This is a genomic window from Paenibacillus salivarius, from assembly GCF_051307165.1.
In the GTDB taxonomy this organism is placed as follows: Bacteria; Bacillota; Bacilli; order Paenibacillales; family Paenibacillaceae; genus Fontibacillus.
This window is the reverse complement of sequence record NZ_CP195592.1, coordinates 3541473-3565733: the sequence shown is the minus strand read 5'-3', so window position 1 is coordinate 3565733 and position 24261 is coordinate 3541473. Positions and strand designations below refer to the sequence as shown.

The window sequence follows — 24261 nt, the reverse complement described above, 5'->3', positions numbered from 1 at the left end:
GGCGGATGTATAATCATGGAAGGAAGCTCAGACCGCTAATGACCCAGCCAAAAGATTGGAGCAATCTCAGGCTGGGTTGTTTTTGTAAGAGGCCGGGTAGCACTCGGGGTAAATACGATAATTTACCGGAGGAGATTGTATGGCTGCTTTGTTGTTTAATTTGATTCTTTTCATGATCTCATTATTTATTCTGTATGCGGTTATCAAATCCGCAATCAATCATTCCGAAATGACGGAGTCCTTGAAAAACATAGAGCAGTTGCTGCAAAAGCGGTATGCGGATACTCACGAACCGAGCGGGATGATTTTCAAAGATTTAAAAGCATCCTCCTCTACGGAGATCAGCATCGAGCAATGCCCTGCTTGTCAATGCAAAGTCACAAATATGACTCGGGTTTGTCCTTCATGCGGTCTTACTTTGATTAGCGAATAACGCTTAACGGGAGGCTGTGTTCAAATGATCGTGAAATCTCCGGGAGGCTCTGTTTTTCCATACTACTACAAAGGCGGACAAATCCACTGCTTAAAGTATGGAAGCAAATATAAGGATACAGCGAAGTTGTTTGAAATTATGGCTCGGGAGGAAGAGTTTATTATCTCGACAGGGAAGAAGCTGAAAATCTGGGTCGATTTCTATAAGACTTCGCTGACCTCCATCGTGTTGGAACACTTCATAACCAATATTGGAAATATATCCGAATATGTGGACCGGATGTCCATTGTCGGATTAAGCAGATTCAATCAATGGAGGTTGAGAAGAGGTCTGAAAAATTCAGGCATCGAATTTAAGATTTCCTTTTACGAAGATCCCGAAGACGCCAAAACATGGCTGATACGCGACCGCGCATCAACAACATAGGTTGGAGGAATGTCGGTTGTTTTATTATACAAATTTTTGGATCCCGCTTGTCATTTTTTGGCCTAGTCTGTTGTTCATAAAGTGGCCGCCTAAAGATAATCCTCGGGCACTTCAAGAAAAATCGGGTATCGTTGTCACGGCTGCAGAGGGAATCGGCAGACTCGGGGTCATGATCATACCGTTTTTTTATGAGATTCGTACACTGGAATACGACCAAATCCTATCGTTGACCGCCATGGCGGTCTTATTGATTTTTTATTATTACGGGTGGTTCAGGTATTTGAAAAATGACAGGAAGTTGGGTGTACTGTTTTCGCCGCAATGGGGGATTCCGGTTCCTATGGCCGTAAGTCCCGTATTGTATTTTGGATTTGCGTCCCTTCTTCTGCATAGCTGGACGTTACTGCTAAGCAGTCTCATATTCGGAGCGGGACATATCCTTGCCAGTTTAAATACATACCGCCAAATTAAAGACGACATTTAATCAAGGAGTACAACAGCATGACGAAGAACAACAATGGTACTTACTTTAGCATCGAATGCGAAGACATTATTTTAATGGAATACCGTGCGGAGGATTTGGATGCGATTCATACGTTGACTTGGCAGCAGGAAATTTACGAGTTTTTGCCTGGATGGAACGTACCGAGAGAGCAGCGGCAGGAATGGCTTGTCCAGTATGAAATTCCGGAAAACAAACAGTTTCTTCATGCGGTGGCCGACGGAGGAAACATTGGGGATCTTCGATTACGCCTGGGCATCGTGACTAAAGCGACAGGAGAATTGGTTGGCTGGTGCTGTACGGGACCAAAAGAGGAGCTGCCAGACCCGAATCGGGAAGTCATGTATGCCATGTCAAAGCGTTACCGGGGAAAAGGTTATACGACGCAAGCCGCTCTGGGATTGATCCGTTTTTTGTTTGAAAAGACAGACGCCAAGGTACTGAGTGCTGTCGCATTAACCCATAACACAGCCTCGAACAAAGTCCTGGGAAAATGCGGGTTTATCCATCAGGGCATTCTGGAAATCGACGGGGAACCGTACCATTATTATCGGATTGACAAAATGGATTGGGTGGAATCAAGGAGGTTATAAATATGGAAAAACGGGTGGTCAAAACGGGGATATACGTTTTCTTGATCGGGATGTTGATTGGAATCGTATTCATTAAGGATACGGAAGTGATCAGATATAACGGTTCATCATTAGTAGAAACAATACAATTGCCGCTGCGGACTTATCTTCTGAAATTGATCCGATTCTCATCGGCCGCCTCTCTGGCCGCAATGTTCGCTGTTTGGGTCGCGTCGATTTTTAGGAATGGAAAGTCAACCTCGGCGGGGTTCCTGAAAACGTATTTCAAGGGGTTCGCTGCAGGATTATTGCTCATTTTCATTATTTTGCTGGCTGTTTCTTTAATCAGCCGCTGGGGAGGAAGCGTATGAAAGAACTGGAACCGTTAATGGAAGAGCTGTTCCCCGAGAACATGCGTCCCAAAACGCTACGTTTGAAAAGGGCTTTGACCGAGCATGTTGAACGTTCACTGAAAGAGTTTGTCCAAACAGGGGACTTCCGCGGCAGAAGGCGTTGAAATCACCTTGACGAAACTGGGCGGGCGGGAGAAGCTTAGGAAGCTGATCAAAAAATCGAACCGGAAATACCCCTGGCTCACTTCGCCTTACGCGATCTTGACGATTTCGCTGCTGTTCGGGTATCCGTTGGTGTTGTGGATCATATTCGGCATTTTTCAAATCGGCAGCTTTCCTTTGGTATTGCTCCTTCCGGTATTGTTCGGGGTGGCCATGTTCGCGTCCAAATTATACGTCACCGTGGTGCAGATCCAAAGCAATCAGCACGATCCCATCCAAGAACTGAGCAATGCCTCCGTGCTTGCAGGCGCCGGAATGAGATATAAGGGAATCGAAGAAAAAAATACGGACAGATAGAGCAGGACCGGTGCAGAAAACGCATCGGTTCTTTGGTTCTATAGTGAATTTTTCGCTTGTATTCTAGGAAAATACAGGATATTGTCTTGTTAAGAAAAATCAACGGGAAGCGTGATAGAAATGGATATTCGGATTACGCCGATCACGGCGGCGGACAAGGACATCCTTTTGAATTTATACAATCTCAATCTATATGATTTATCCTCATACACGGGGGAGGACGTTCAAGAGGACGGGAAATACGATATCGGCAGCAACGGCTTGTATCTGGAGAGAGAAGAGTTGTACCCCTATTTGATTCGGGTCGGAGAACAACCGGCCGGATTCGTACTCGTATGCTCGCCGCCTTTTACGCCGGATAATGTGGAATTCACGCTTCAAGAACTATTTTTGCTGAAAAAATTCAGGGGTAAGCACGTCGCGGAGGAAGCGGTCATGAAGGTGTTCGAGCGGCATCCCGGAACCTATTGCGTGGAACAGCTGGAACATAATCTTCCGGCCGTAGGCTTTTGGAAAAAGCTTTACGCCAAGCATGGCATATCGTACAGCTCGGATAAGAGCTTCGTGGAAATTGACGGATTATCGGGAGAATTCCCGCTCATTTCGCAAACCTTTTCTATCGGGAAGTAACGCGCCTATCGAATTTCATGTGAAAGGATGATGCTGTATGGGATGGCTTGAACCGATCAAGATCGTCGATAAATATAATCGCATCATTGAGATCCGGACCGCCGTGGCGGCGGATGCGGAGAAAATCCTCGCCTACAACAAAATGGTGATCGCATCGGAATCCTATTTACTTACCGTACCGGAGGAGTTCGATTTGACCGTGGAGTCGGAGCGCCGGTGGATCGAAGAAACCATGCGGAAGGAAAATAGTCTGATTCTGATCGCCGAAGATCATGAGAAGGTCGTCGGATTTTTGGATTTTCACAGTGGCCATAAACAGAGAATCGCCCACACCGGAACCTTCGGCATGAGCGTCCGGGGGGACTATCAGGGCGGCGGAATCGGCAAAGCGCTTTTGCAAGCATTGATTGGCTGGGCCGTAAAGCACCATCAAATTGAGAAAATCAGTCTGGAGGTGTTTGCGAACAACACGAAGGCCATAGAGCTCTACCGGAAAATGGGCTTTATCCAGGAAAGCCTGCTGCGAAAACAGATCAAGCTCCAGGACGGGAAATATGTGGATGTCATCGGAATGGGGATGCTCCTGTAGCGGAAGGACGTGAGAGTTGTAGATGACCGTCATTTATTTTGTCAGGCATGCGGAATCGATTTATGTGGAGGGGCTAGAAAAGGCAAGAGGCTTGTCTCCCCAAGGTCGTCTGGATGCGGCAAGGGTAGCTGATTTGCTGTCGGGCGTACATATCGACCATATGGTGTCGAGCACGTATGTCAGAGCCATCGAAACGATCGGGGAACTGGCGGACCGCAAAGGCATGGATATCGAGCAGATCGAGGATTTGCGGGAAAGAGCGATCGGACAGTATGAACCGCTAACCTTTGCCGAGGCGAAGCAGAAAGTATACGACCATCCCGGGTTCTCTTTTAAGGGCGGAGAGTCTTCCGAAGAGGCGCAAGCAAGGGCGGTCCGGATCGTTCGGAAGCTGCTGCAAGAACGCGAAGGGCAAACGATCGTCATCGGAACCCATGGGGACATTATGACCTTGATGATGAACGATTTTGATCCCCGGTTCGATTTCGGCTTTTGGAGAAAAACGACGATGCCGGATATTTACCGCCTTGAGTTTGACGGGATGAGAATGAAGAAAGTATCCAGACATTGGGAGCGTGATATGTCGTGAGTCAAATTGTAAAGAATTACTACGATAGCAACGCGGAGCAGGAGTGGGAACGGTTGGATCGTCCATACAGCACGATCGAGAGGTTGTCCACAATGCGGCTCATGGACAGGTACTTGCCGGATTCGGGGCGTATTTGCGATATCGGCTCCGGACCGGGAAAATACGCGATTGAACTTCTGTTGCAGGGGTATCAGGTGACGCTGCTCGACATTTCGGCACACGAACTCGCGATCGCCGAGAAACGCGCCGGGGAACAGGGGTTAATGGCGGAAGCTTACATATGCGAGGACGCGCGGAATTTGCATATTCTCGATTCGGAAGCCTTTGACGGTGCCCTTGTGCTCGGACCGCTTTATCACGTGCTGGAAAAACAGGAGCGTCTCGGAATTATCCGTCATGCCGAAAGAATTTTGAAACCGGGCGGGACGGCTATTTTTTCCTATATCAATTCATGGGGAGTGCTTAAAGCCGGCGTGACCGAATTCAGCGAATCGTATCGGGATCCCGAAGGAATCTACATGTATTTGCAGGAGCAAAAGCTGGATGAATATCAGGGCTTTACCGATTGTTATTTTACGACCCCTCCCATCGCGCTTGAAGAGGTGAAGCTCGGGGGCTTCGATATCGTATCGTATTCCGGTGCGGAGAGCTTTTTGGCGGGGATGAGCACGGAAGTGGAACGGCTGTTTGCGGAAGACCGGAAGGTCTACGATCATCTCGTACAGGCAGCCAGCGAAATGAGCGAAGCCCCCCAATACAGGGACGCGACGGAACATTTGATCATCGTGGCCAGAAAAAAAAGCAAGGATAGCGAGGGAACGAACGATGGAACATGGGAATGAGCGGTTAAAGGGAAGCGTACTGGAGCCTTACGCGGCAGGCTTGGAGTTGACCGGCAGCCTATTGCAGGATGTCGGCACTTTTTTCAAGCGGCACGAGGACAATGATACCTGGGATCATACGTTAAAAGTGACCAGCCAGGCCGTCAGGATTGCAAGGCTTTATGGCGCGGATCCGTTAAAAGCGGAACAAGCCGCGTTGCTTCACGATATTATCAATGTGATACCGGTAAGCCGAATGCTGGAGGTTGCCGAGGCGCTTCACCTTGACATTTTAGAGGAGGAGCCCCGGTATGCGCGCATCTTGCATCAAAAATTGTCGCGGGCGATGGCGGAACGGATTTTTGGGATTGCGGATACAGAGATCCTGATGGCCATCGAATGCCACACGACGCTAAAACCGGGTGCCACTTTGTTCGATAAAGTCGTGTTTATCGCCGACAAGGTTTCATGGGATATGCCCGGGGAGCATGATTATTTGAATGATGTCCGCGGTCACGCGGATAACGGCGATTTGGACCGTGCGGTGTTCGCTTATTTGGATCATGTCTGGAGCCAGCGCGACAAAATGAAGCTTGTTCATCCATGGCTTATTGAGGCAAGGCTGGAGCTGCTGGGTCGGCAACCTCAGGAGGCGAATCCGCTGAAGCATTATTTTTTGCGGATGTTCGAGCACATGGCTTGGGCAGATGCGGAAGTCATGCTGCGGCTGGAATCCGTAGATACGCCACCGGAGGCTTCGCTCCGGCTCTTTGCCCATATTTTAGGGGCGGAAGCGACGTGGTTGTCAAGATTAACGGGGAATGACGGGGAGAAGGTTGCCATTTGGCCGGAAGCGCCGGTCAGTTTGGAATACTGCAAGCGTTTGATGGAAAACAATGCGGTCGGGTATACCCGGTATATTGCCTCGCTTCAGGACCGGGATTTTCACGACATCGTCAATTATCGCAGCACCAAAGGAGATCCTTATTCCAATTCGGTGGTCGATATCTTGACGCATGTGTGCCAGCATGGCAGCTATCATCGCGGTCAAATTGCCACGGGGTTACGGCAGGAGGACATAACGCCGCCGGTGACGGATTATATTTTATTTGCTCGAACGTAAGAAAGGATTGTGACCGGATTGACCTGCAAATTAGTTTTGATAGAAGGCCTCCCGGGATCGGGAAAATCGACGCATGCGAAATGGGCAGCCGAAATTTTAACGGAACTGGGCGTAGAGGCTCGTTTATGTATGGAAGGCGATCTCGACCACCCGGCGGATTATGACGGCGTAGCCTGTTACAGTCCCGAGGAATACCGCGGCTTGCTTGCTGAATATGAAGCTTACCGCGAGTTGTTGGAAGAAGCGGCGTATCGGTTTGGCGACCATGTGTTCATTCCTTACCGGAAGATGAAGAACGCACGGCCTGACGAGGTTCCGGACGAACTGGTCAATTTGTTGTTCAGCAATGATATTTATGAACTGCCTCTGGATCAAAACGCGGATCTGATCGCGGAAAAGTGGGCGAAATTCGGCGCAGAGGCGGGGAAGCGGCAAGGAAGCTGGGTCTTCGAATGCTGTTTTATCCAAAATCCGCTAACTGTCGGTATGGTGAAGTTAAATGCTCCCAAAGAGACTTTGATCCGTTACGTCGAACGCTTGGAGCAGGCGGTTTCCGGACTGGACCCCCTTCTTATTTACATCGATCAGGAAGACGTGGACCGTTCGTTTCGCAAAGCGGTGGAGGAGCGGCCGCGGGAATGGTCGGAGGGCTTTATCCATTACTACACGGAACAGGATCAAAGCTTTGCCAAAAGCCGAGGGTTAACCGGCGTGGAAGGTACGGTCGAGGTGCTCCGGAGGAAACGCGAACTCGCTCTGGAAATCATGGGCGGCCTGCGGATCCATAAACGAATTATCAACAATACGGCTTATGATCCGGTGAAAAGCAAAGCGGAACTTCGTGAAATATTGAAAACTTACGTCATTCCGCAAGCGGAAATCATGAGGGGATCTGCGGAAAAGAGGGAGCAATGATGTTGAATCTGGGAACACCGATCGCACAGGGGAGAACCGCGGAGGTGTACCGTTACGAACCCGGGAAAATATTGAAGCTTTACCGTGCGGGCTTCCCGACAGCAGCCATTGAAGAGGAGTACGAAGCTGCCGGGCTTGTATCCTCCTTCGGACTTTCCGTGCCGCGCATGTATGGAAAAGTGGAGTTCGACGGCCGAATAGGGATTGTATTCGACTACGCGGAAGGCATGACGCTGCTCAAGCGAATATCGTCCAAACCATGGACGGCTGCCGCTTGCGGCAGATTGATGGCTGAGCTTCATGCCCGGATGCACCGGCAACCGGCCAAGTTGGGGCGACACCAACAGGATGCGCTAAGGGATTCGATCACCCATGCCCCCTTGCTGGAGGAGGGCGAGAAACAGCTAATTCTGAAGTATCTTGAAACGCTTCAGCCTGCGAATCAGCTGTGTCACGGCGATTTTCACCCCGATAACATCCTGTTCGGAGAGCAAAAATGGGTGATCGACTGGATGAACGCGATGTCCGGCAATCCGGCAGGAGACGTGGCGCGGGCCGTTCTGCTCCTTGGCCATGGGAGCATGCCGGAAGGAATCCCTGCATTTCAGCAGCGAATCATTCAGCTCGTTCGTTCGGTCCTGAAAAACGCATATTTCAAGCATTATCTCAAAATATCCGGAATTTCTCGCGCCGATGTGGAGCGGTGGATGGTACCGGTCGCCGCGGCCCGATTGACGGAATGGGTGCCTGAAGCGGAAAAGCTGGCGCTAGTTGGACTGGTCCGCAATGAATTGCGTAAGCTGCAATGAGGAGTAAATTAGACATGCATATATGCGAAGAAAAAGTGACCGATTACGACGCGATCGACGATTTGGTCGCATCCGCCTTTGGCGGACGCCGTGACGAGTCCGACCTTATCGCCCGAATCCGGGCCTCGGAGGGATATGTACCCGGCCTGTCGCTGGCGGCGAAAACGGATGACGGGAAAATGGCCGGGCATCTGATGTTGAGCAAGGCGAAGGTAAAGAGCGACGACGGCCTTAAGGAGCATGAGGTGCTGGCCTTGGCTCCTGTATCCGTCAAACCGGAATTGCAAAGGCAAGGCGTCGGCGGGAAGCTGATCAAGGCTGCGATTGGCGGGGCAATAGAGCAGGGATACGAACTTGTTTTGCTGATCGGCCATCCCGAGTATTACCCGCGGTTTGGTTTTGTCCCTGCCAGACAGCATGGTTTGGAGCTTCGGCAGTTTGAGGTCTCGGACAAAGTGTTTATGGTTTGCGAGCTGCAAGCCGGAACGCTGGGTCGGGTTCGTGGAGAACTGCTGTATCCGCCCGCTTTTTTTGACTAACGGAAAAATAGGCTCTGAAATCGGTAGGAGTATGAGCTTCGCAAGAAAGAAAGAAAGAAAGACGAGAAGAACAAGTCGGATGAAGAAGGTGATTATATGCCGCATGTGATCGGGGAACGGATTACGCTGCGCGAATACCGGATGGAGGACTTGCCCCATATCCGGAGTTGGGTCAATGACGAAGAAATCACGGATACGTTAAGCGATATCTTTTTGTATCCGCAAACGTACCGGAACTCGGAAGCTTTTTTGCAAAGCATGCTGGACGGATCATCGAACAGCAAGGGCTTCGTGATGGCGGACAAGGACTCTTTGGACTACATAGGCCAGATCGATTTGCTCAAGTTCGATTGGAAAAACCGTTCCGCCGTGCTCGGCATTGTTATCGGACGGAAAGACAGGCTAGGTCAAGGCTACGGTCGCGAAGCAATTCAGCTGTTGCTGCGCTTTGCGTTTGAAGAGCTGAATCTGAACCGGATTGAGCTGGAGGTTATTTCCTTCAATGAACGCGCCTACCGCTGCTATCTCAGCTGCGGGTTCAAGGAGGAAGGAAGGCTGCGGCAAAAAGTATTCAAGCACGGCCGGTACCACGACATCGTCGTGATGAGCGTTTTGGCGGAGGAGTACTTGGCGAACAAGCGCAAATGACGAAAAGGAGGTTCCCTGATCCCAGGGAGCCTCCTTTTTCTATTCTCAGTCGGGTGCTCCAATCGCTGTACCGCGTCCCCGCTAACGAAACTATATATTCTTATTGATCGTTTTTTCGCTCATATTTGATTTTAAGGAAACGGAGTAACGTTATTTCCTCAATAACTGGTATTTTGCATCAAAATTACTGGATTAGCGTGATGTAGTTTCCTTAGATTTTAAAACGCGTCCTTTGGTGGCAAATAAGGTGCCTCAGTTTCGTTAGCGGGCGTTAACGGGGTTCATGTCTCCAGCAATTTTCTCAGCTTCACTTCCGTATCCGTTTGAGGTGCGGGAGTGTACACGCTCATCCGCAGATCGGTGTCCCCCTGGACTTGAAGGGAGGAAAGATGGAACAGCATTTTACCGGCTTTGGCGTGGCGGAATTCGATCATCACCTCAGGGGCGGCACTGACCTCGCTTTGGTTCCATAGTTCCTGAAAATCGGGGTACTTTGCCGACATTTGCTCGATAAATCCGGAATACCACGGGTCGGCTACATATTGACCGTAGTAAGCCCGAAAGATCGCCAGGAACCCCTTGACGAAGTGAGCCCAGTTTACGGCAAGGCTGCGCAGCTCTTTTTTGCTGAACAAGAGGGAGATCAAATTTCGCTCCGTTTCGGGAATCTTCCGGAAATCAAGAAATACCTGGGAAGCCGCCGGATTCCAGCCGACGATATGGCAGTGACGATCCGAGATGAGCGTCGGGCAGAACTTCAGCTCCTCTAAAATTTTGTGCAGCGAAGGGCTGATCACGGTTTCCTTCTCATTAGCCAACTCCGGATGGAATCCGTTGTCGAGCGCAAGGTCGAACAAATATTTCCGTTCATCGCTATTCAGACGCAGCGCACCGGCAATGGCATCCAGGACGGGAGCCGATACTTTGATGTCGCGGCCTTGTTCCAGCCAGGTGTACCAGGTCGTGCTCACCCCGGCCAGTTGAGCGACCTCCTCGCGGCGAAGCCCCGGCGTACGGCGCCGAGTTCCCAGCGGGAGGCCCACGGCGTTCGGGTGGAGCTTGGAACGCTGATTTTTCAAAAATTCGGACAGTGCTTTGAGCCTGGGTTCAGTCTGCATGTCGTGTTCTCCTGTTTTTGCGTATTCTATAACTCATTATACTAGGATAACTAAAAACTTGTAATAGGATAACGCAGGAGTAAAATAGGGGCAAGATCAGAATGAACCGGAAGGCATGCTTTCATGGTCCGGTTCGATAAGGAGGACTTTTTATGCAGAGAGTGATTGTTACGGGAATGGGGATCGTTTCCCCTTTGGGCAATGATACGGATACGTTTTGGCGGCAGATGAAGGAAGGAAAATCAGGAGTCACCTTGATTGACCGTTTCGATACGTCACGATTTACGACGCGGATTGCCGGTCAGGTTCATGATTTTGATGCGGAAGGGCTGTTCGGACGCAAAGAGGCGCGGAAAATGGATCGTTTTGTCCAGTTCGGCCTCTATGCCGCTGAACAAGCGATGAACGATGCAGGTCTGGAATCGGAAAAAGTTGACCGCGAGCGCTTCGGCGTTTATGTCGGAACCGGCATCGGGGGGATTCAGACGCTGACGGATAATGTAGAGGCTTACCAAAGCCGCGGTCCCGGCCGAGTCAGTCCGAGCCTCGTCCCGATGATGATCTCCAATATGGCGGCCGCGCAAATCAGCATCCGCTTCGGGGCGATGGGGCCGACGCTGTCGCCGGTGACGGCATGCTCGATCGGTAACACCGCGATCGGAGAAGCGTTTCGCCTGATCCGAAGCGGGGAGGCGGATGTGGTCATCGCGGGCGGTACGGAGGCCGCCGTACATCCGTTGTCGTTGGCCAGCTTCGGCAATGCGACGGCGCTGTCCAGGCAAAACGAGGCGCCGGAGCGGGCCAGCCGGCCGTTTGACGCGCAGCGCGACGGATTCGTCATGGCCGAAGGCGCCGGCATTCTTGTGCTGGAATCGCTGGAGCACGCCCTCCGCCGGGGAGCGCCGGTTCGTGCCGAGGTGATCGGCTACGGTGCGAGCTCCGACGCCTACCATGTAGTAGCCTCGCATCCCGAAGGCACGGGGGCATACCTGGCGATGAAGCACGCGCTGCAGTCGGCTGGAATCAAGCCGGAGGAAGTCGACTTCGTCAGCGCGCATGCGACCGGAACCCAGGTCGGGGATCTTGCGGAGGCGAAAGCGCTGCATCGTCTTTTTGGAGCGGCTGACCGGAGAATTCCGGTGACGGCCAACAAATCGATGACCGGCCACATGTTTGGCGCGGCAGGCGGCGCGGAAGCCATCGCGCTGATTCGGGGGTTAGAAGATGGCGTCATTCCGCCGACGATCAACTTGGAGCATCCCGATCCGGCCTGCGATCTCGACGTTGTCGCGAACCGGGCGCGGAAAGCCGAGCTCAACATCGGCATTTCCAACTCGTTCGGGTTCGGCGGGCACAATGCGGCTATCTTGCTCCGGCGGTATGAGCCGTAAGGGGGCGTGAAGGCGGGTGGCGAGATCGTGTCGTGTCGGTTCAAAGCCAGTTCAAAGCTAGTTCAAAGCTAGTTCAAAGCTAGTACAAAGCTTAAGTCGAGCAAGTCTTGCCGTTAACGCTTGCCACAGACGTTATTTCACCGAAATCGCTTCGAAATAAATTCTAACGGTTGCCACAGGTGCTATTTGTCTGGAGAAGGTGCGTTTTTGGCGAATTAGCTTAAATAAGAGCGTCTACAACCGTTAGAGTTGGAAAACGCAGTTTTTCTACCGATTAGCGGCTATGGCAAGCGTTACAGCATTTCAAACATTCGCTTCTGGCCCGATCTGAGTAAAGCCGTCCCTGGTTCGTGGTAATAGTGTTGGTTAGACGGTCGACCGTTGCCTTATCCTGCTTCCAATCCCGCAGTAGCGGTGTACGATCGCCCATCGCGCTGTCCGGACAGTTGTGGTTGAGAAACGCCTACAGTGACCGTGCAGGTTGCCTGGAATCAGACAATGGTTACAAGTGACTATGCATTTTCCGTAATCAGTCGTGCGTTACAAAGACCCAGCATTTATTTTTTAGTTACGCCGACGTATACATTAGTTATCCATTTGCCGGTTAACCGGCAAATGGATAAATTGACCGAGCAAGCTGCTCAGTTCCGGTTGTCGCCATACGTTCTCACACATTACTACGCATATGCTCCCTATTTCTCAACAAACATTCTCACCGGTCTCATCACACCGCATCCATCGGGGTGAGCTGGTTGCATTGGTCCGCATGGTTCTTCCGGTACATGCTCGGCGTACATCCCATCCACGCGGTGAACTGGCGGCTGAAGCTCTGGACGTTCTCGTAGCCGATCCGGTACGCGATCGTCTCGATCGAATCGTTGCTCGTCACCAGCATATACATGGCTTCCTGCTGTTTAAGCACCATCATGTATTCGCGCGGCGGCATCCCGAACGCTTGCCTGAAAATCCGGTGGCAGTGTCTCCGGCTCAAGCCGAGTCTGCGGGAAATATTCTCCAGCCAGTCTCCGGCGGGATCCCCGAATTTCTCCAAAACCGTTTCGCCCGCTTCCTCCCGTTTCAGGACCATCGACTGAATCTCCTTCGCAATCTTGGCCGGAAGTTCGAAAGGAACCGGAGCGAACGTCGAGTTAACCACATCTAGGTAATGGTCCTGCAAATGCCCCAGTATCGTGTAAAGCTCGCGGAGCAGCCGGATTTTCGCTTCGGGTTTCCGGAACAAAATCTCCATTAACCGTTGCATCCCGGGCACTATTTGTTCATTTAACGGATGTCCTGCGGGATAGTAACCTTCGTTGTGCACTCCCATCAGCTGCAGAAACTCCGGATCCTCCGGATGGATATGCATCGTAAAGAAAACAGCCCCTTCCGACTGCCGTGTTTGAAAATCATGTACCTGCATCGGCGACACGACAATGAGATCACCCGCACGCTGTTCAAATTCCGTTCCGCCGAGAATCGCTGTCTGGCTGCCTTTTAGGACGAGCATCAGCTCCACCATCGTATGGTGAACGTGACGTCCGCAAATCCATCCTTTCCCGACATGCCGGGTATGCGGGGAGAACAGGCAGATTTCCGATCTGAAGTGGGGAAAAAGCTTTTCCGGATAAATATTCATAGCGCTCATGGTGTAAAACAGCTCCTTGATGTCCGATTTGGTTAAATGTTATGTAGTAACGGGACCGAATATGTTATAGAGAAAGCGGGCCCGGGGATTTATACTAAACACTGTTGTTCTTTTATCATAAGCGATAAAGCGGGTGAATCCTATGGCAAAGACCGAATCCACTTTGGATTACTCCAAGGTGTTCGAAAGCGAACGGGGAGCAAAAATCAAACCATTCAGTCTCCTGGCCCGATTATACCGGGATCATGCCGGCAATGTGGCCATGTCTGCGTTGTTCTATACGATCAAGCATTCTCCCACGTGGGTGCTCTCGATCATTACGGCCAATATTATCAACATCGTAAGTTATCCGGAGCGGCATTCGATGGCCGAGTTTTGGATCAATTTGGGGGTGATCGCCTTTTTGATCGTGCAAAATATCCCGATGCACACGCTCCATATCAGCTACATATCCAAAGCCGTACGACACGTGGAAGCGGGGCTGCGGAGTACCTTAGTCCGCAAAATGCAGCAGCTTTCGCTAAGTTACCACGGCGATATGAACGCGGGGCGGCTGCAGTCTAAAATTCTTCGCGACGTCGAAGCGATCGATTTTTTGTCCAGGCAAATGTTGATGTCGATCATTCCGGCGGCGATCAACCTCATCATCGTGATCGGACTAACGCTGTACAACAGCTGGATCGTAGCCTTGTTCTTTGTGTTTATGGCACCGGCTTCGATCATGCTCGTTCGTTTCTTCCGCTCCAAAATGTCGCAGCGCAACCGGGAAGTTCGCCGCAACATTGAGGAGATGTCCGGCAAAGTGTCGGAAACGGTGGAAATGATCCCGGTTACCCGGGCCCACGGTCTGGAGGATGTGGAGATCCGCAAGGTCGACTCGGCCCTGCAAAATATCCGGGAACGGGGACACCGGCTCGACGTGGTCGAAGCGTATTTCGGTTCCTCGAGCTGGGTCGTGTTTCAATTGTTCCAGGTAGGCTGTCTTTTTTTTACTGCGTTTTTATCCCATCTGGGGTACATGGAAATCGGCGACATCGTCATGTATCAAGGCTTTTTCAACATGATTACCGGCTCGGTCAGTTCGATCCTGAACGTGTATCCGAACCTGGTCAAAGGTATGGAATCGCTGCATTCGGTTACCGAAGTGCTGCTGTCCCAGGAGACCGAAGAATACAAAGGGCGGCTGAAGCCCGACACTATCCACGGGTCCTATTCTTTTGAGGGCGTGAGCTTTAAATACAAAGATTCCGACCGCCATGTGCTGGATCGCTTCACGTTGAATGTCAAGCCGGGGGAGACGATCGCTTTTGTGGGGGAATCAGGGTCTGGCAAGTCGACGATATTGAATCTGATCATCGGCTTTTACAAACCGCAATCCGGTACCATCAAGATCGACGGCATCCCGATGAGCGAGCTCAGCATGTCGAGATACCGCCAATCCCTGGCGATCGTGCTGCAGAACAACATCTTGTTCTCGGGAACGATCCGGGAAAATATTACCTACGGATTGCCCGATATTACCGAGGATAAAATCCGGGAGGCGATCTGGATGGCCAATTTGCAGGATGTCATCGACGCCTTGCCGGACGGCCTGGAGACATCGGTCGGCGAGCACGGCGGCCGTCTGTCCGGCGGCCAACGCCAGCGGATCGCGATCGCCCGGGCACTGATCCGCGATCCTAAAATCATAATCCTTGACGAGGCGACGTCGGCGCTGGACAATTTGTCGGAACGACATGTGCAGCAGGCGATGGAGCAGCTGATGAAGGGCAGAACGACGTTCCTCGTCGCCCACCGGCTCTCCACGGTAAAGAACGCCGACCGGATCGTCGTCATGAAGAAGGGAAACATCGTGGAGACGGGAACGTACGATGAATTGCTAGCGTTGAAAGGCGAGTTCTATAAATTGAAAAATTTGTGAATGAAATGAAAAAGACGCCTCTAAAGTTATACAAGACGGGAGGTGTCTTTTTGCTTGCATAAGAGAATATGTGCAACCTTCCAAACATTGGAATCGTCAGAATTTCAAACGGATCGACTTTTAACCAAACAATGATCTGAAACAGGGGGCGATTTCATGAAAAAATGGAGGAAATGGGCGGTATTATTCAGTTTAACGCTAATCTTGACCATACTGCTCGGCGGGTGCGGAAGCGGCGGTTCGGCGGATGATGCGGACGGAGGGAGTTATCAAAGCACGTCTTCTTCCGCGGATAAGGCTGTCAGCGACTCCAAAACCGAGAGTATGGAGGTACCTGCGGCGGAAAGTGAAGCGGCGACTGCCGACGGTTCGGCAGGAAGCGCCGCCCTCCCATCCGGAGAAGAAGCGGCCCGGTCTGCCGCTGATCGCAGTGGTTTTCAGGGGGCCGATCCGGCCACGGGCCTGAATAAAAAGCTGATTTACCGCGCGAATGTGGTGATGGAAGTGGCGGACTACGCAAAGGCCCAATCCGAAATCCGCAATTTGATTACGCTGGCTGGCGGATATATCATGGAATTCTCGGAGCAGGAAAGCTCTCATGAACTTGGCGGAACCTTTATTTTGAAAGTACCGGCGTCCGGATTTTCCTCATTCTTGGACCGTCTTGAGGACATCAAACCCGAATCCCTGCAGCAAAGCATTCAAGGACAGGATGTATCCGAGGAATATGTGGACCTGGAATCCCGGCTCAAAGTCAAACAGGCAACAGAAGAGAGATATTTGAAATTCATCGATGAAGCAACGAAAACAACCCAATTGGTCGAGTATGTCAACGAACTCGAGCGAATTCAGACGGAAATTGAACAGATCAAGGGACGCATGCGTTATATTGACAGCAATGTATCGTTCTCCACGATCGAAATCCGGGTGTATCAACCCGATGACAATTCGCTGGTTCAAAAAAATGCAGCTCAAGCACCTCTTTTAAAACGCGCTCAAAATGCATTAACGGGCAGCGTTGAAGTCATTTCCGTCATGTTTCAGTGGATCGTCGTAATTATTGCCGGCGCACTTCCGGTACTTGCGATTGCGGTTGTCATTGGGGTTATTGTCTGGCTGGCTCGGAGGAAAGGATCGAGTCAGGGGGGATCCCGTAATTCGGAACGTTCGGCTGAAAGATCCCTGGAAAAGACGAATAGAGAATCATATGACGAGGAAGAGGATGATGATTTCCGATAAATAGATTCTTTATGACCGGAGGCGGCGAAAGGGCCGTCTTCCGGCTTTTTTGTTCGAGTAGATAGATAGGTCTTCAGACCGATTGTCTATTCATGCAACATAACGTCGAAAAGTATGGCGAAAAATTATACACTTTGTCTTCTCCCAAAAATATGATATATTTATCATTCTCATCAGTTGACAACGATTTTCAGATACAATATATTGGAAATACTTAATAGTGATATATTACATATCAAACGAAACAGGACTTTGTAACTATAACAACTTCATATTTGGCACACTAATCGAAAGATTAGGTCGCAAAGCCTTGGAGTCTAATAATCGATGGATTGATGACCGTCCGGCTGCATAACAATGACTATACGTTGTTTATGCAGCCTTTTTTGTTTTCCCCGGTTCTCAACGGACTTGTCCGTGAGATATATAAATACCCAACAGTAAGGAGGGTAGAAAACCAGTGCCTGAAAGGGAGGAATTTCATGAAAAAATGAGGAGGAACCTATGAAACGCGGGTTAAAGATTGTATTTTCCTGGTTATGCATGTTATCGCTCTTTGCGAGTCCTTTGACGGCCCTGGGAGCAGGAACGACTTCGGGAGACCCGGTCTGGCCGAATCCCGGCGCGATCCAGCTGAGCAAAACCGCTGAACCAACGGGGAACCCCGGCGAGTGGAAAATTACGCTCAAGGCCGAGGGGAAAAACCTTAAAACAAGCTCGGATGTCGTGCTGGTGATCGATAAGTCCGGGAGTATGGACAATAGGGACGGCTATTGGGATAAGGACTATAGATTGGCTAATGCAAAAACAGCGGCTAAGAAATTCGTGGATAATTTGCTGTTGCCCGAATCTTCCAATAAGATTGCTGTTGTTGCCTTCAATAAAACATCGTCTCTCGTGTCCGACTTTAAAGGAGCAACGCAGAAGGAATCCTTAAAGAGCGCCATTGACGGCATTAATGCCGAAGGTGGAACCAATATTCAGGCGGGGCTGAAACAAGCTCGTGAACTTTTGGCCGGTAGTTCGGCTCAAAATAAAATTATCGTCGTATTAAGCGACGGGGAGCCTACGTACAGCTATAAAGGAACGGAAGCTTCAAGTTTCAGTTGGCCGAATAACAGCTATAATTACTCCATAAACAAATTTGATTATGGAAAAATCCTTGGTACTGGCGGAAATTTTGCTTTTGTAGACTATGATTGTTTCTTCGGTTTTTGCAAAAACGACACCTATAGTCTTAATAATTTCAAAGTAAAGGATAACGGCATCGGCACGATTTCCGAAGCAAAAATCGCCAAAGCGGCGGGGCTTAAAATTTTCTCGGTCGGGCTGGATGTTTCCAACAACAGCAATGCGATTAAAGTGCTGAAGGATGTTCAGAGCGACGGTTATTTTTCCGCAAGCAGCGATGAATTGAACACTATTTTCCGTGAAATGGCCGGAAAAATCTCCTACGCGGCGCAAAACGCAAAAGTGATCGACCCGATGGGAGACATGTTCAATCTCAAGCTGAAGGGCGCGAAAATTAGTCCGGAAGATTACACCGTATCCCAAGGTTCGGTTACTTGGGACGCAGCCGCTGAGAAGTTTACTTGGGACGTCGGCAATATTGCCGAGGGCGAGCCCGCTATTTTTACTTACACAGTAATCATGGATCAATCCAAAAACCCGGTTTCTGACGTCCTCTACCCTACGAACGGAACGACAACGATTGATTACACGGACGTAAACAACCGGAACGTTACGAGGGAATTTGAGGTGCCGAAAGTAAGTGTCGGCAAAGGTTCCATTCTCGTGAAGGGCTATAAGGTCAATGCGAACGGTAAACCGGTCAATGCCGAAGGCAAAGAAGTGGAAGCACCGGAATACGCAGTACAGCTTTATAGTGAAACCTTCAAAGATCAAAACGGCAAGGAAGCATTACAGATCGGCTCTACACATTCCGTGCAGGCAAAAACGGTTGACGGTTTCAAGCATCAAGTCGGCGATAGCCCTCGAACTGTGACCATCACCGTAACCAATCCTTCGCCTGTCGTATGGTTCGGTTATGCGGAAGCGGTCGAACAGACGGTGACGGTAAAATATGTAGAGAAGGGCTCGAATAAGGAAATTAGGGAATCCACGATACAAAAAGGTCTCCCTGGTTCAAAAGTAACTCTGGAAGCTTTGCCGGTTGCGGGTTATAGCGTCGTTGCACCGGATAAAGTGGACTATACGTTTACGTCGGAACCGAATCAGGTTCATACATTTTTCTACACGGCCGACGCGCAAAGCGTGGTGGTGAAGTACCTGGAGAAAGGGACGGAAAACGAATTGTCCGCTCCTGAAACCAAGAACGGCGTGACCGATGAAACGCTGAAGCTGGAAGCCAAAGAGATCGCAGGCTACACGGTAGTCGGCGAAGCGACGGTGAACTACAAGCTGGGCGTGGAAAACGAGCCGCACATCTTCTACTACAAGGCGAACGTGCAGAATGTGACCGTGAAGTATGTGGACCGTGCGACAGGCGACGAGCTTTCCAAAGCGACAAGCGTGGAAGGAGCTACCGGTAAAACGGTAACGCTCGAAGCGGTTGAAGTTCCGGGCTACACCCCGGAAAACGCAACGTTCGAGTACACGTTTAAAGCGGAAGGCAACGAGTATGTGTTCTACTACACGGCTGATAAGCAAAGCGTGGTCGTGCAGTACTTGGAAGAAGGCACGGATAAGGTATTGTCCCCACCTGAAACCAAGAACGGCGTGACCGATGAAACGCTGAAGCTGGAAGCCAAAGAGATCGCAGGCTACACGGTAGTCGGCGAAGCGACGGTGAACTACAAGCTGGGCGTGGACAACAAGCCGCACATCTTCTACTACACGGCGAACGTGCAAAACGTGACCGTGAAGTATGTGGACCGTGCGACAGGCGACGAGCTTTCCAAAGCGACAAGCGTGGAAGGAGCTACCGGTAAAACGGTAACGCTCGAAGCGGTTGAAGTTCCGGGCTACACCCCGGAAAACGCAACGTTCGAGTACACGTTTAAAGCGGAAGGCAACGAGTATGTGTTCTACTACACGGCTGATAAGCAAAGCGTGGTCGTGCAGTACTTGGAAGAAGGCACGGATAAGGTATTGTCCCCACCTGAAACCAAGAACGGCGTGACCGATGAAACGCTGAAGCTGGAAGCCAAAGAGATCGCAGGCTACACGGTAGTCGGCGAAGCGACGGTGAACTACAAGCTGGGCGTGGACAACAAGCCGCACATCTTCTACTACACGGCGAACGTGCAAAACGTGACCGTGAAGTATGTGGACCGTGCGACAGGCGACGAGCTTTCCAAAGCGACAAGCGTGGAAGGAGCTACCGGTAAAACGGTAACGCTCGAAGCGGTTGAAGTTCCGGGCTACACCCCGGAAAACGCAACGTTCGAGTACACGTTTAAAGCGGAAGGCAACGAGTATGTGTTCTACTACACGGCTGATAAGCAAAGCGTGGTCGTGCAGTACTTGGAAGAAGGCACGGATAAGGTATTGTCCCCACCTGAAACCAAGAACGGCGTGACCGATGAAACGCTGAAGCTGGAAGCCAAAGAGATCGCAGGCTACACGGTAGTCGGCGAAGCGACGGTGAACTACAAGCTGGGCGTGGACAACAAGCCGCACATCTTCTACTACACGGCGAACGTGCAAAACGTGACCGTGAAGTATGTGGACCGTGCGACAGGCGACGAGCTTTCCAAAGCGACAAGCGTGGAAGGAGCTACCGGTAAAACGGTAACGCTCGAAGCGGTTGAAGTTCCGGGCTACACCCCGGAAAACGCAACGTTCGAGTACACGTTTAAAGCGGAAGGCAACGAGTATGTGTTCTACTACACGGCTGATAAGCAAAGCGTGGTCGTGCAGTACTTGGAAGAAGGCACGGATAAGGTATTGTCCCCACCTGAAACCAAGAACGGCGTGACCGATGAAACGCTGAAGCTGGAAGCCAAAGAGATCGCAGGCTACACGGTAGTCGGCGAAGCGACGGTGAACTACAAGCTGGGCGTGGACAACAAGCCGCACATCTTCTACTACACGGCGAACGTGCAAAACGTGACCGTGAAGTATGTGGACCGTGCGACAGGCGACGAGCTTTCCAAAGCGACAAGCGTGGAAGGAGCTACCGGTAAAACGGTAACGCTCGAAGCGGTTGAAGTTCCGGGCTACACCCCGGAAAACGCAACGTTCGAGTACACGTTTAAAGCGGAAGGCAACGAGTATGTGTTCTACTACACGGCTGATAAGCAAAGCGTGGTCGTGCAGTACTTGGAAGAAGGCACGGATAAGGTATTGTCCCCACCTGAAACCAAGAACGGCGTGACCGATGAAACGCTGAAGCTGGAAGCCAAAGAGATCGCAGGCTACACGGTAGTCGGCGAAGCGACGGTGAACTACAAGCTGGGCGTGGACAACAAGCCGCACATCTTCTACTACACGGCGAACGTGCAAAACGTGACCGTGAAGTATGTGGACCGTGCGACAGGCGACGAGCTTTCCAAAGCGACAAGCGTGGAAGGAGCTACCGGTAAAACGGTAACGCTCGAAGCGGTTGAAGTTCCGGGCTACACCCCGGAAAACGCAACGTTCGAGTACACGTTTAAAGCGGAAGGCAACGAGTATGTGTTCTACTACACGGCTGATAAGCAAAGCGTGGTCGTGCAGTACTTGGAAGAAGGCACGGAAAAGGTATTGTCCGAACCTGAAACCAAGGATGGAGTAACTGGCCAAAAGCTGAAGCTGGAAGCCAAATCGATCGCGGGTTACACCGTAGTCGGCGAAGCAACAGTGGACTACACGCTGGAAGTAGAGAACCCAGCGCACATCTTCTACTACACGGCGAACGTGCAAAACGTGACCGTGAAGTATGTGGACCGTGCGACAGGCGACGAGCTTTCCAAAGCGACAAGCGTGGAAGGAGCTACCGGTGAAACGGTAACGCTCAAAGCGGTCGATGTACCGGGCTACACCCCGGAAGAAGCGACGTATGAGTACACGTTTAAAGCGGAAGGCAACGAGCACGTGTTCTACTACACCAAAAACGCTCCTGTTAATGATCGGGTGTTGACGGTAAGATACGTTGATACAATTACCGGTAAGGATCTGCTGCCTGCAGACAAACGTGAAGGCAAAGTAGGGGAAACCATCACGCTTCAGGCTCAGGATTACACGGATACGGTAACGAGCGCGGTGTACAAACCGCACGTATATGAAGCAACTTATACGTTCAACGAAGATCCGATTCAGGAATTTGTCTTCAATTATTCGGTAGACGAATCCGAATTGGAACTTTACGTAACTATCCACCATGTGGACAGAGAGACGATGGAGGCTCTGATCGACCCGACGGTCGAAAAGGGAATTGGGGGAAAAACGCTCATCGTCCATCCTCAACCGATTTCAGTCACCGATGCCGTTTATTATCCGGAACAGTTGGAATATGGATTCGAGCTTTCGTTCGATCCTGAACAAGAGTTCACGATCTATTACAACAAGGGCGAGCCTGTCGATCTGGTGCAGCTCACCGTATCTTATCTGGAAAAAGGAACGAATGCGGTACTGGCCGAGGAAACTATCATCAAAGGCCGGGTTGAGGAAAGCGTAAAACTTACCGCGAAGGAAGTTCAAGGCTACACGCCTGAAAAAGCAAATGACGTGTATATGCTTAACGGCGAACCGAACCAAAGTTACGCGTTCTATTACACGAAAAATGCTCCGGCCGACCGGCAAGTCACCGTGAAGTACCTGCTGAACGGTACGACTCAGCAGCTTGCGACACCGACAACGGTAACGGGTAAACCGGGCGAGACGAAAACTCTGACGGCGGTTTCCATTTCGGGCTACACCCCGTTGAAAACTACGGCGTCCTACACGTTCACGGAACTTGAAGGCCAAGAGTTTATTTTCTACTACACTAGAAATTCGTCCAACCCGGGAGGAGGTAACGGTTCATCCAACAATAACAATAACTCCTCGAGCATAACGCCGTTGCCTGCGTTACCACCGCTGCCGGCTGTGCCGCCTAAGCTGGAGACGGAAAATCATTATGACTATATCAACGGGTATCCCGACGGTACCGTGAAGCCGCTGAATAACATTACCCGTGAAGAAGTGGCTGCCATCTTCTACAGGCTGCTTGATGATGAAAGCCGCAAGGAATACCTGAAAACGACCCATTCTTTCTCTGATGTGGCAGGAACGCGCTGGTCCAACAAGCACATCGCCACGATGGAAAATGCGGGCGTAATTACAGGATATCCCGACGGATCCTTTAAACCGGGACAATATATTACGAGAGCCGAGTTTGCGGCGATCGCTTCCCGCTTCGACAAGCTGAACGAACAGCCGAACAATACGTTCTCGGATATCACCGGGCACTGGGCGGAAAAATATATCGTCTCCGCGGCCAACAAAGGCTGGATTAAAGGATACACGGACGGAACATTCAAACCGGATCAGTACATTACCCGGGCTGAAGCCGCCGCATTCATCAACAGCGTGTTGAACAGAAAAGTCGATAAGGACGGAATTCATGAGGATGCCAAATTGTGGCCGGATAACGTTTATGGGAAATGGTACTATTACGAAATCCTTGAAGCCACAAATCATCATGAATACTCCAGAGAAGAAGAGGCAACCGTCGAAGTTTGGGAAGAAGTTCTTCCAAACCGCGTCTATCCTTAAAACATGAAAATAGCTCCCTTTCGGTTAGCGCAACTGACCGGAAGGGAGCTTTGTTTTTACTCTATTCGGCATTCGCAAACAGCTTGTCCAAGAAATCATACGTTAAAGGCATTGCCTCTTTCAGGTGATTGCGAGTCTTCTCACTGTAAAAATACAAGGTAGCCGTCTCGGCGAAATATTCGGTCGAGTAAACCGATACATAACCGTCTCCCTCATAATCGTTGTTTGCTTCCTTCTTCCAAACATCCAAAAATTCGGGGGAAGAGCTGACGTTGTTCAGGACAAGCCGGTCAATAGCATGGAATGTTTCGTGCAGCTCCAGGTTTTGACCGTTATGGCCTTTGCCTTTGTTGCTGTATCCGATTCTGACGATGACAACGTTCGAGCTAACGCCCGGTACATCGTCCCAGGTCAGTCCCGTGTTTTCCCAACCTCTTGGAGTCACGCCTTTATATTGTGCAAATTCAGGCTCGTCGGTAATTTTGCCGTTCACCAGTTTGATTTTGACGCCTTGGTCTTTCAAACCTTGCAGCAAAGTCGAAGGAATTTGGGAAAGACGATCCAACATTTTATCGGCTTCGCTTTGTTTATAATCCCCTTGAGGAAGAACGGCGATATCCCCGACCAGATCATGGCTGCTATCGGCATATACTTGAGCGGTCAGAAGATTCATCCCCAAAAAAATCGCCATCGCGAAATACAATACACGTTTCATATATATTCCCCCTGGATATCAGTTACTCAGCATGGTTGAGTGACTAACCGAGTCAGGAAGAACGA

Annotated in this window: 23 protein-coding genes and 1 riboswitch; of the genes, 20 read left to right on the top strand and 3 right to left on the bottom strand. The window is 50.7% G+C overall.

Features of this window, described 5'->3' with window-relative positions:
- Positions 1 to 139 precede the first annotated feature (139 nt).
- The 16 genes from ACSFXJ_RS16250 (at position 140) to ACSFXJ_RS16175 (ending at position 9468) form a co-directional block, all read left to right on the top strand.
- On the top strand, positions 140 to 433 hold the full coding sequence (locus ACSFXJ_RS16250; protein WP_435921375.1) for a hypothetical protein: 294 nt from the start codon (positions 140 to 142) through the stop codon (positions 431 to 433).
- Between the two features lie 24 nt (positions 434 to 457).
- Positions 458 to 859, top strand: a complete 402-nt coding sequence (locus ACSFXJ_RS16245; RefSeq protein ID WP_435921374.1) for a hypothetical protein — start codon at positions 458 to 460, stop codon at positions 857 to 859.
- Between the two features lie 16 nt (positions 860 to 875).
- Positions 876 to 1343 (top strand): hypothetical protein, encoded by a 468-nt coding sequence (locus ACSFXJ_RS16240; protein WP_435921373.1) that lies wholly within the window; start codon positions 876 to 878, stop codon positions 1341 to 1343.
- Between the two features lie 17 nt (positions 1344 to 1360).
- Positions 1361 to 1954, top strand: coding sequence for a GNAT family N-acetyltransferase (locus ACSFXJ_RS16235; protein ID WP_435921372.1), 594 nt, complete (start codon positions 1361 to 1363; stop codon positions 1952 to 1954).
- Positions 1955 to 1956: 2 nt separating this feature from the next.
- Entirely contained in the window at positions 1957 to 2304 is a 348-nt protein-coding gene (locus tag ACSFXJ_RS16230) for a hypothetical protein (protein ID WP_435921371.1), read from the top strand.
- Entirely contained in the window at positions 2301 to 2450 is a 150-nt protein-coding gene (locus ACSFXJ_RS16225; protein WP_435921370.1) for a hypothetical protein, read from the top strand. Before ACSFXJ_RS16230 ends, ACSFXJ_RS16225 begins: the two co-directional genes overlap by 4 nt.
- A 7-nt stretch (positions 2451 to 2457) precedes the next feature.
- The gene (locus ACSFXJ_RS16220) at positions 2458 to 2805 is read left to right on the top strand and encodes a hypothetical protein (RefSeq protein ID WP_435921369.1); all 348 of its coding nucleotides are present in this window, start codon (positions 2458 to 2460) and stop codon (positions 2803 to 2805) included.
- A 120-nt stretch (positions 2806 to 2925) separates the two neighbouring features.
- Entirely contained in the window at positions 2926 to 3435 is a 510-nt protein-coding gene (locus ACSFXJ_RS16215; RefSeq protein WP_435921368.1) for a GNAT family N-acetyltransferase, read from the top strand.
- A gap of 37 nt (positions 3436 to 3472) precedes the next feature.
- Entirely contained in the window at positions 3473 to 4024 is a 552-nt protein-coding gene (locus tag ACSFXJ_RS16210) for an N-acetyltransferase family protein (RefSeq protein ID WP_435921367.1), read from the top strand.
- Between the two features lie 22 nt (positions 4025 to 4046).
- Complete coding sequence (locus ACSFXJ_RS16205; protein ID WP_435921366.1) at positions 4047 to 4613, top strand: histidine phosphatase family protein; 567 nt, start codon at positions 4047 to 4049, stop codon at positions 4611 to 4613.
- Positions 4610 to 5455 carry a class I SAM-dependent methyltransferase gene (locus ACSFXJ_RS16200; RefSeq protein ID WP_435921365.1) on the top strand — a complete coding sequence of 282 codons (846 nt, stop codon included), beginning with the start codon at positions 4610 to 4612 and terminating at the stop codon, positions 5453 to 5455. Before ACSFXJ_RS16205 ends, ACSFXJ_RS16200 begins: the two co-directional genes overlap by 4 nt.
- Positions 5439 to 6557, top strand: a complete 1119-nt coding sequence (gene yqeK, locus ACSFXJ_RS16195; RefSeq protein WP_435921364.1) for a bis(5'-nucleosyl)-tetraphosphatase (symmetrical) YqeK — start codon at positions 5439 to 5441, stop codon at positions 6555 to 6557. Before ACSFXJ_RS16200 ends, yqeK begins: the two co-directional genes overlap by 17 nt.
- Positions 6558 to 6575: 18 nt before the next feature.
- Complete coding sequence (locus ACSFXJ_RS16190) at positions 6576 to 7472, top strand: hypothetical protein (RefSeq protein WP_435921363.1); 897 nt, start codon at positions 6576 to 6578, stop codon at positions 7470 to 7472.
- Complete coding sequence (locus tag ACSFXJ_RS16185) at positions 7469 to 8281, top strand: phosphotransferase family protein (protein WP_435921362.1); 813 nt, start codon at positions 7469 to 7471, stop codon at positions 8279 to 8281. Before ACSFXJ_RS16190 ends, ACSFXJ_RS16185 begins: the two co-directional genes overlap by 4 nt.
- Before the next feature lie 14 nt (positions 8282 to 8295).
- Positions 8296 to 8820 carry a GNAT family N-acetyltransferase gene (locus ACSFXJ_RS16180; protein ID WP_435921361.1) on the top strand — a complete coding sequence of 175 codons (525 nt, stop codon included), beginning with the start codon at positions 8296 to 8298 and terminating at the stop codon, positions 8818 to 8820.
- Between the two features lie 96 nt (positions 8821 to 8916).
- On the top strand, positions 8917 to 9468 hold the full coding sequence (locus ACSFXJ_RS16175) for a GNAT family N-acetyltransferase (protein ID WP_435921360.1): 552 nt from the start codon (positions 8917 to 8919) through the stop codon (positions 9466 to 9468).
- Between the two features lie 281 nt (positions 9469 to 9749).
- On the opposite strand, the gene ACSFXJ_RS16170 is transcribed toward ACSFXJ_RS16175, so the two are convergent.
- Positions 9750 to 10586, bottom strand: a complete 837-nt coding sequence (locus tag ACSFXJ_RS16170) for a helix-turn-helix transcriptional regulator (protein ID WP_435921359.1) — start codon at positions 10584 to 10586, stop codon at positions 9750 to 9752.
- A 152-nt stretch (positions 10587 to 10738) separates the two neighbouring features.
- Between ACSFXJ_RS16170 and fabF the strand changes: the two genes are divergently transcribed.
- Positions 10739 to 11977, top strand: coding sequence for a beta-ketoacyl-ACP synthase II (fabF, locus tag ACSFXJ_RS16165; protein ID WP_435921358.1), 1239 nt, complete (start codon positions 10739 to 10741; stop codon positions 11975 to 11977).
- A 724-nt stretch (positions 11978 to 12701) separates the two neighbouring features.
- Here fabF and ACSFXJ_RS16160 read toward each other — a convergent pair.
- A complete protein-coding gene (locus ACSFXJ_RS16160) occupies positions 12702 to 13622 on the bottom strand; it encodes an AraC family transcriptional regulator (RefSeq protein ID WP_435921357.1) in 921 nt (306 codons plus the stop codon).
- Positions 13623 to 13764: 142 nt separating this feature from the next.
- On the opposite strand from ACSFXJ_RS16160, the gene ACSFXJ_RS16155 reads away from it, so the two are divergent.
- The 3 genes from ACSFXJ_RS16155 (at position 13765) to ACSFXJ_RS16145 (ending at position 23481) form a co-directional block, all read left to right on the top strand.
- A complete protein-coding gene (locus ACSFXJ_RS16155) occupies positions 13765 to 15543 on the top strand; it encodes an ABC transporter ATP-binding protein (RefSeq protein ID WP_435921356.1) in 1779 nt (592 codons plus the stop codon).
- Between the two features lie 156 nt (positions 15544 to 15699).
- Entirely contained in the window at positions 15700 to 16782 is a 1083-nt protein-coding gene (locus ACSFXJ_RS16150; protein WP_435921355.1) for a DUF4349 domain-containing protein, read from the top strand.
- Between the two features lie 267 nt (positions 16783 to 17049).
- Positions 17050 to 17137: riboswitch (cyclic di-GMP riboswitch) on the top strand.
- Positions 17138 to 17286: 149 nt separating this feature from the next.
- Entirely contained in the window at positions 17287 to 23481 is a 6195-nt protein-coding gene (locus ACSFXJ_RS16145; RefSeq protein WP_435921354.1) for a MucBP domain-containing protein, read from the top strand.
- Positions 23482 to 23542: 61 nt separating this feature from the next.
- On the opposite strand, the gene ACSFXJ_RS16140 is transcribed toward ACSFXJ_RS16145, so the two are convergent.
- Positions 23543 to 24196: an anthrax toxin lethal factor-related metalloendopeptidase gene (locus ACSFXJ_RS16140; RefSeq protein WP_435921353.1), complete on the bottom strand. Its 654-nt coding sequence runs from the start codon at positions 24194 to 24196 to the stop codon at positions 23543 to 23545.
- Positions 24197 to 24261: the final 65 nt, after the last annotated feature.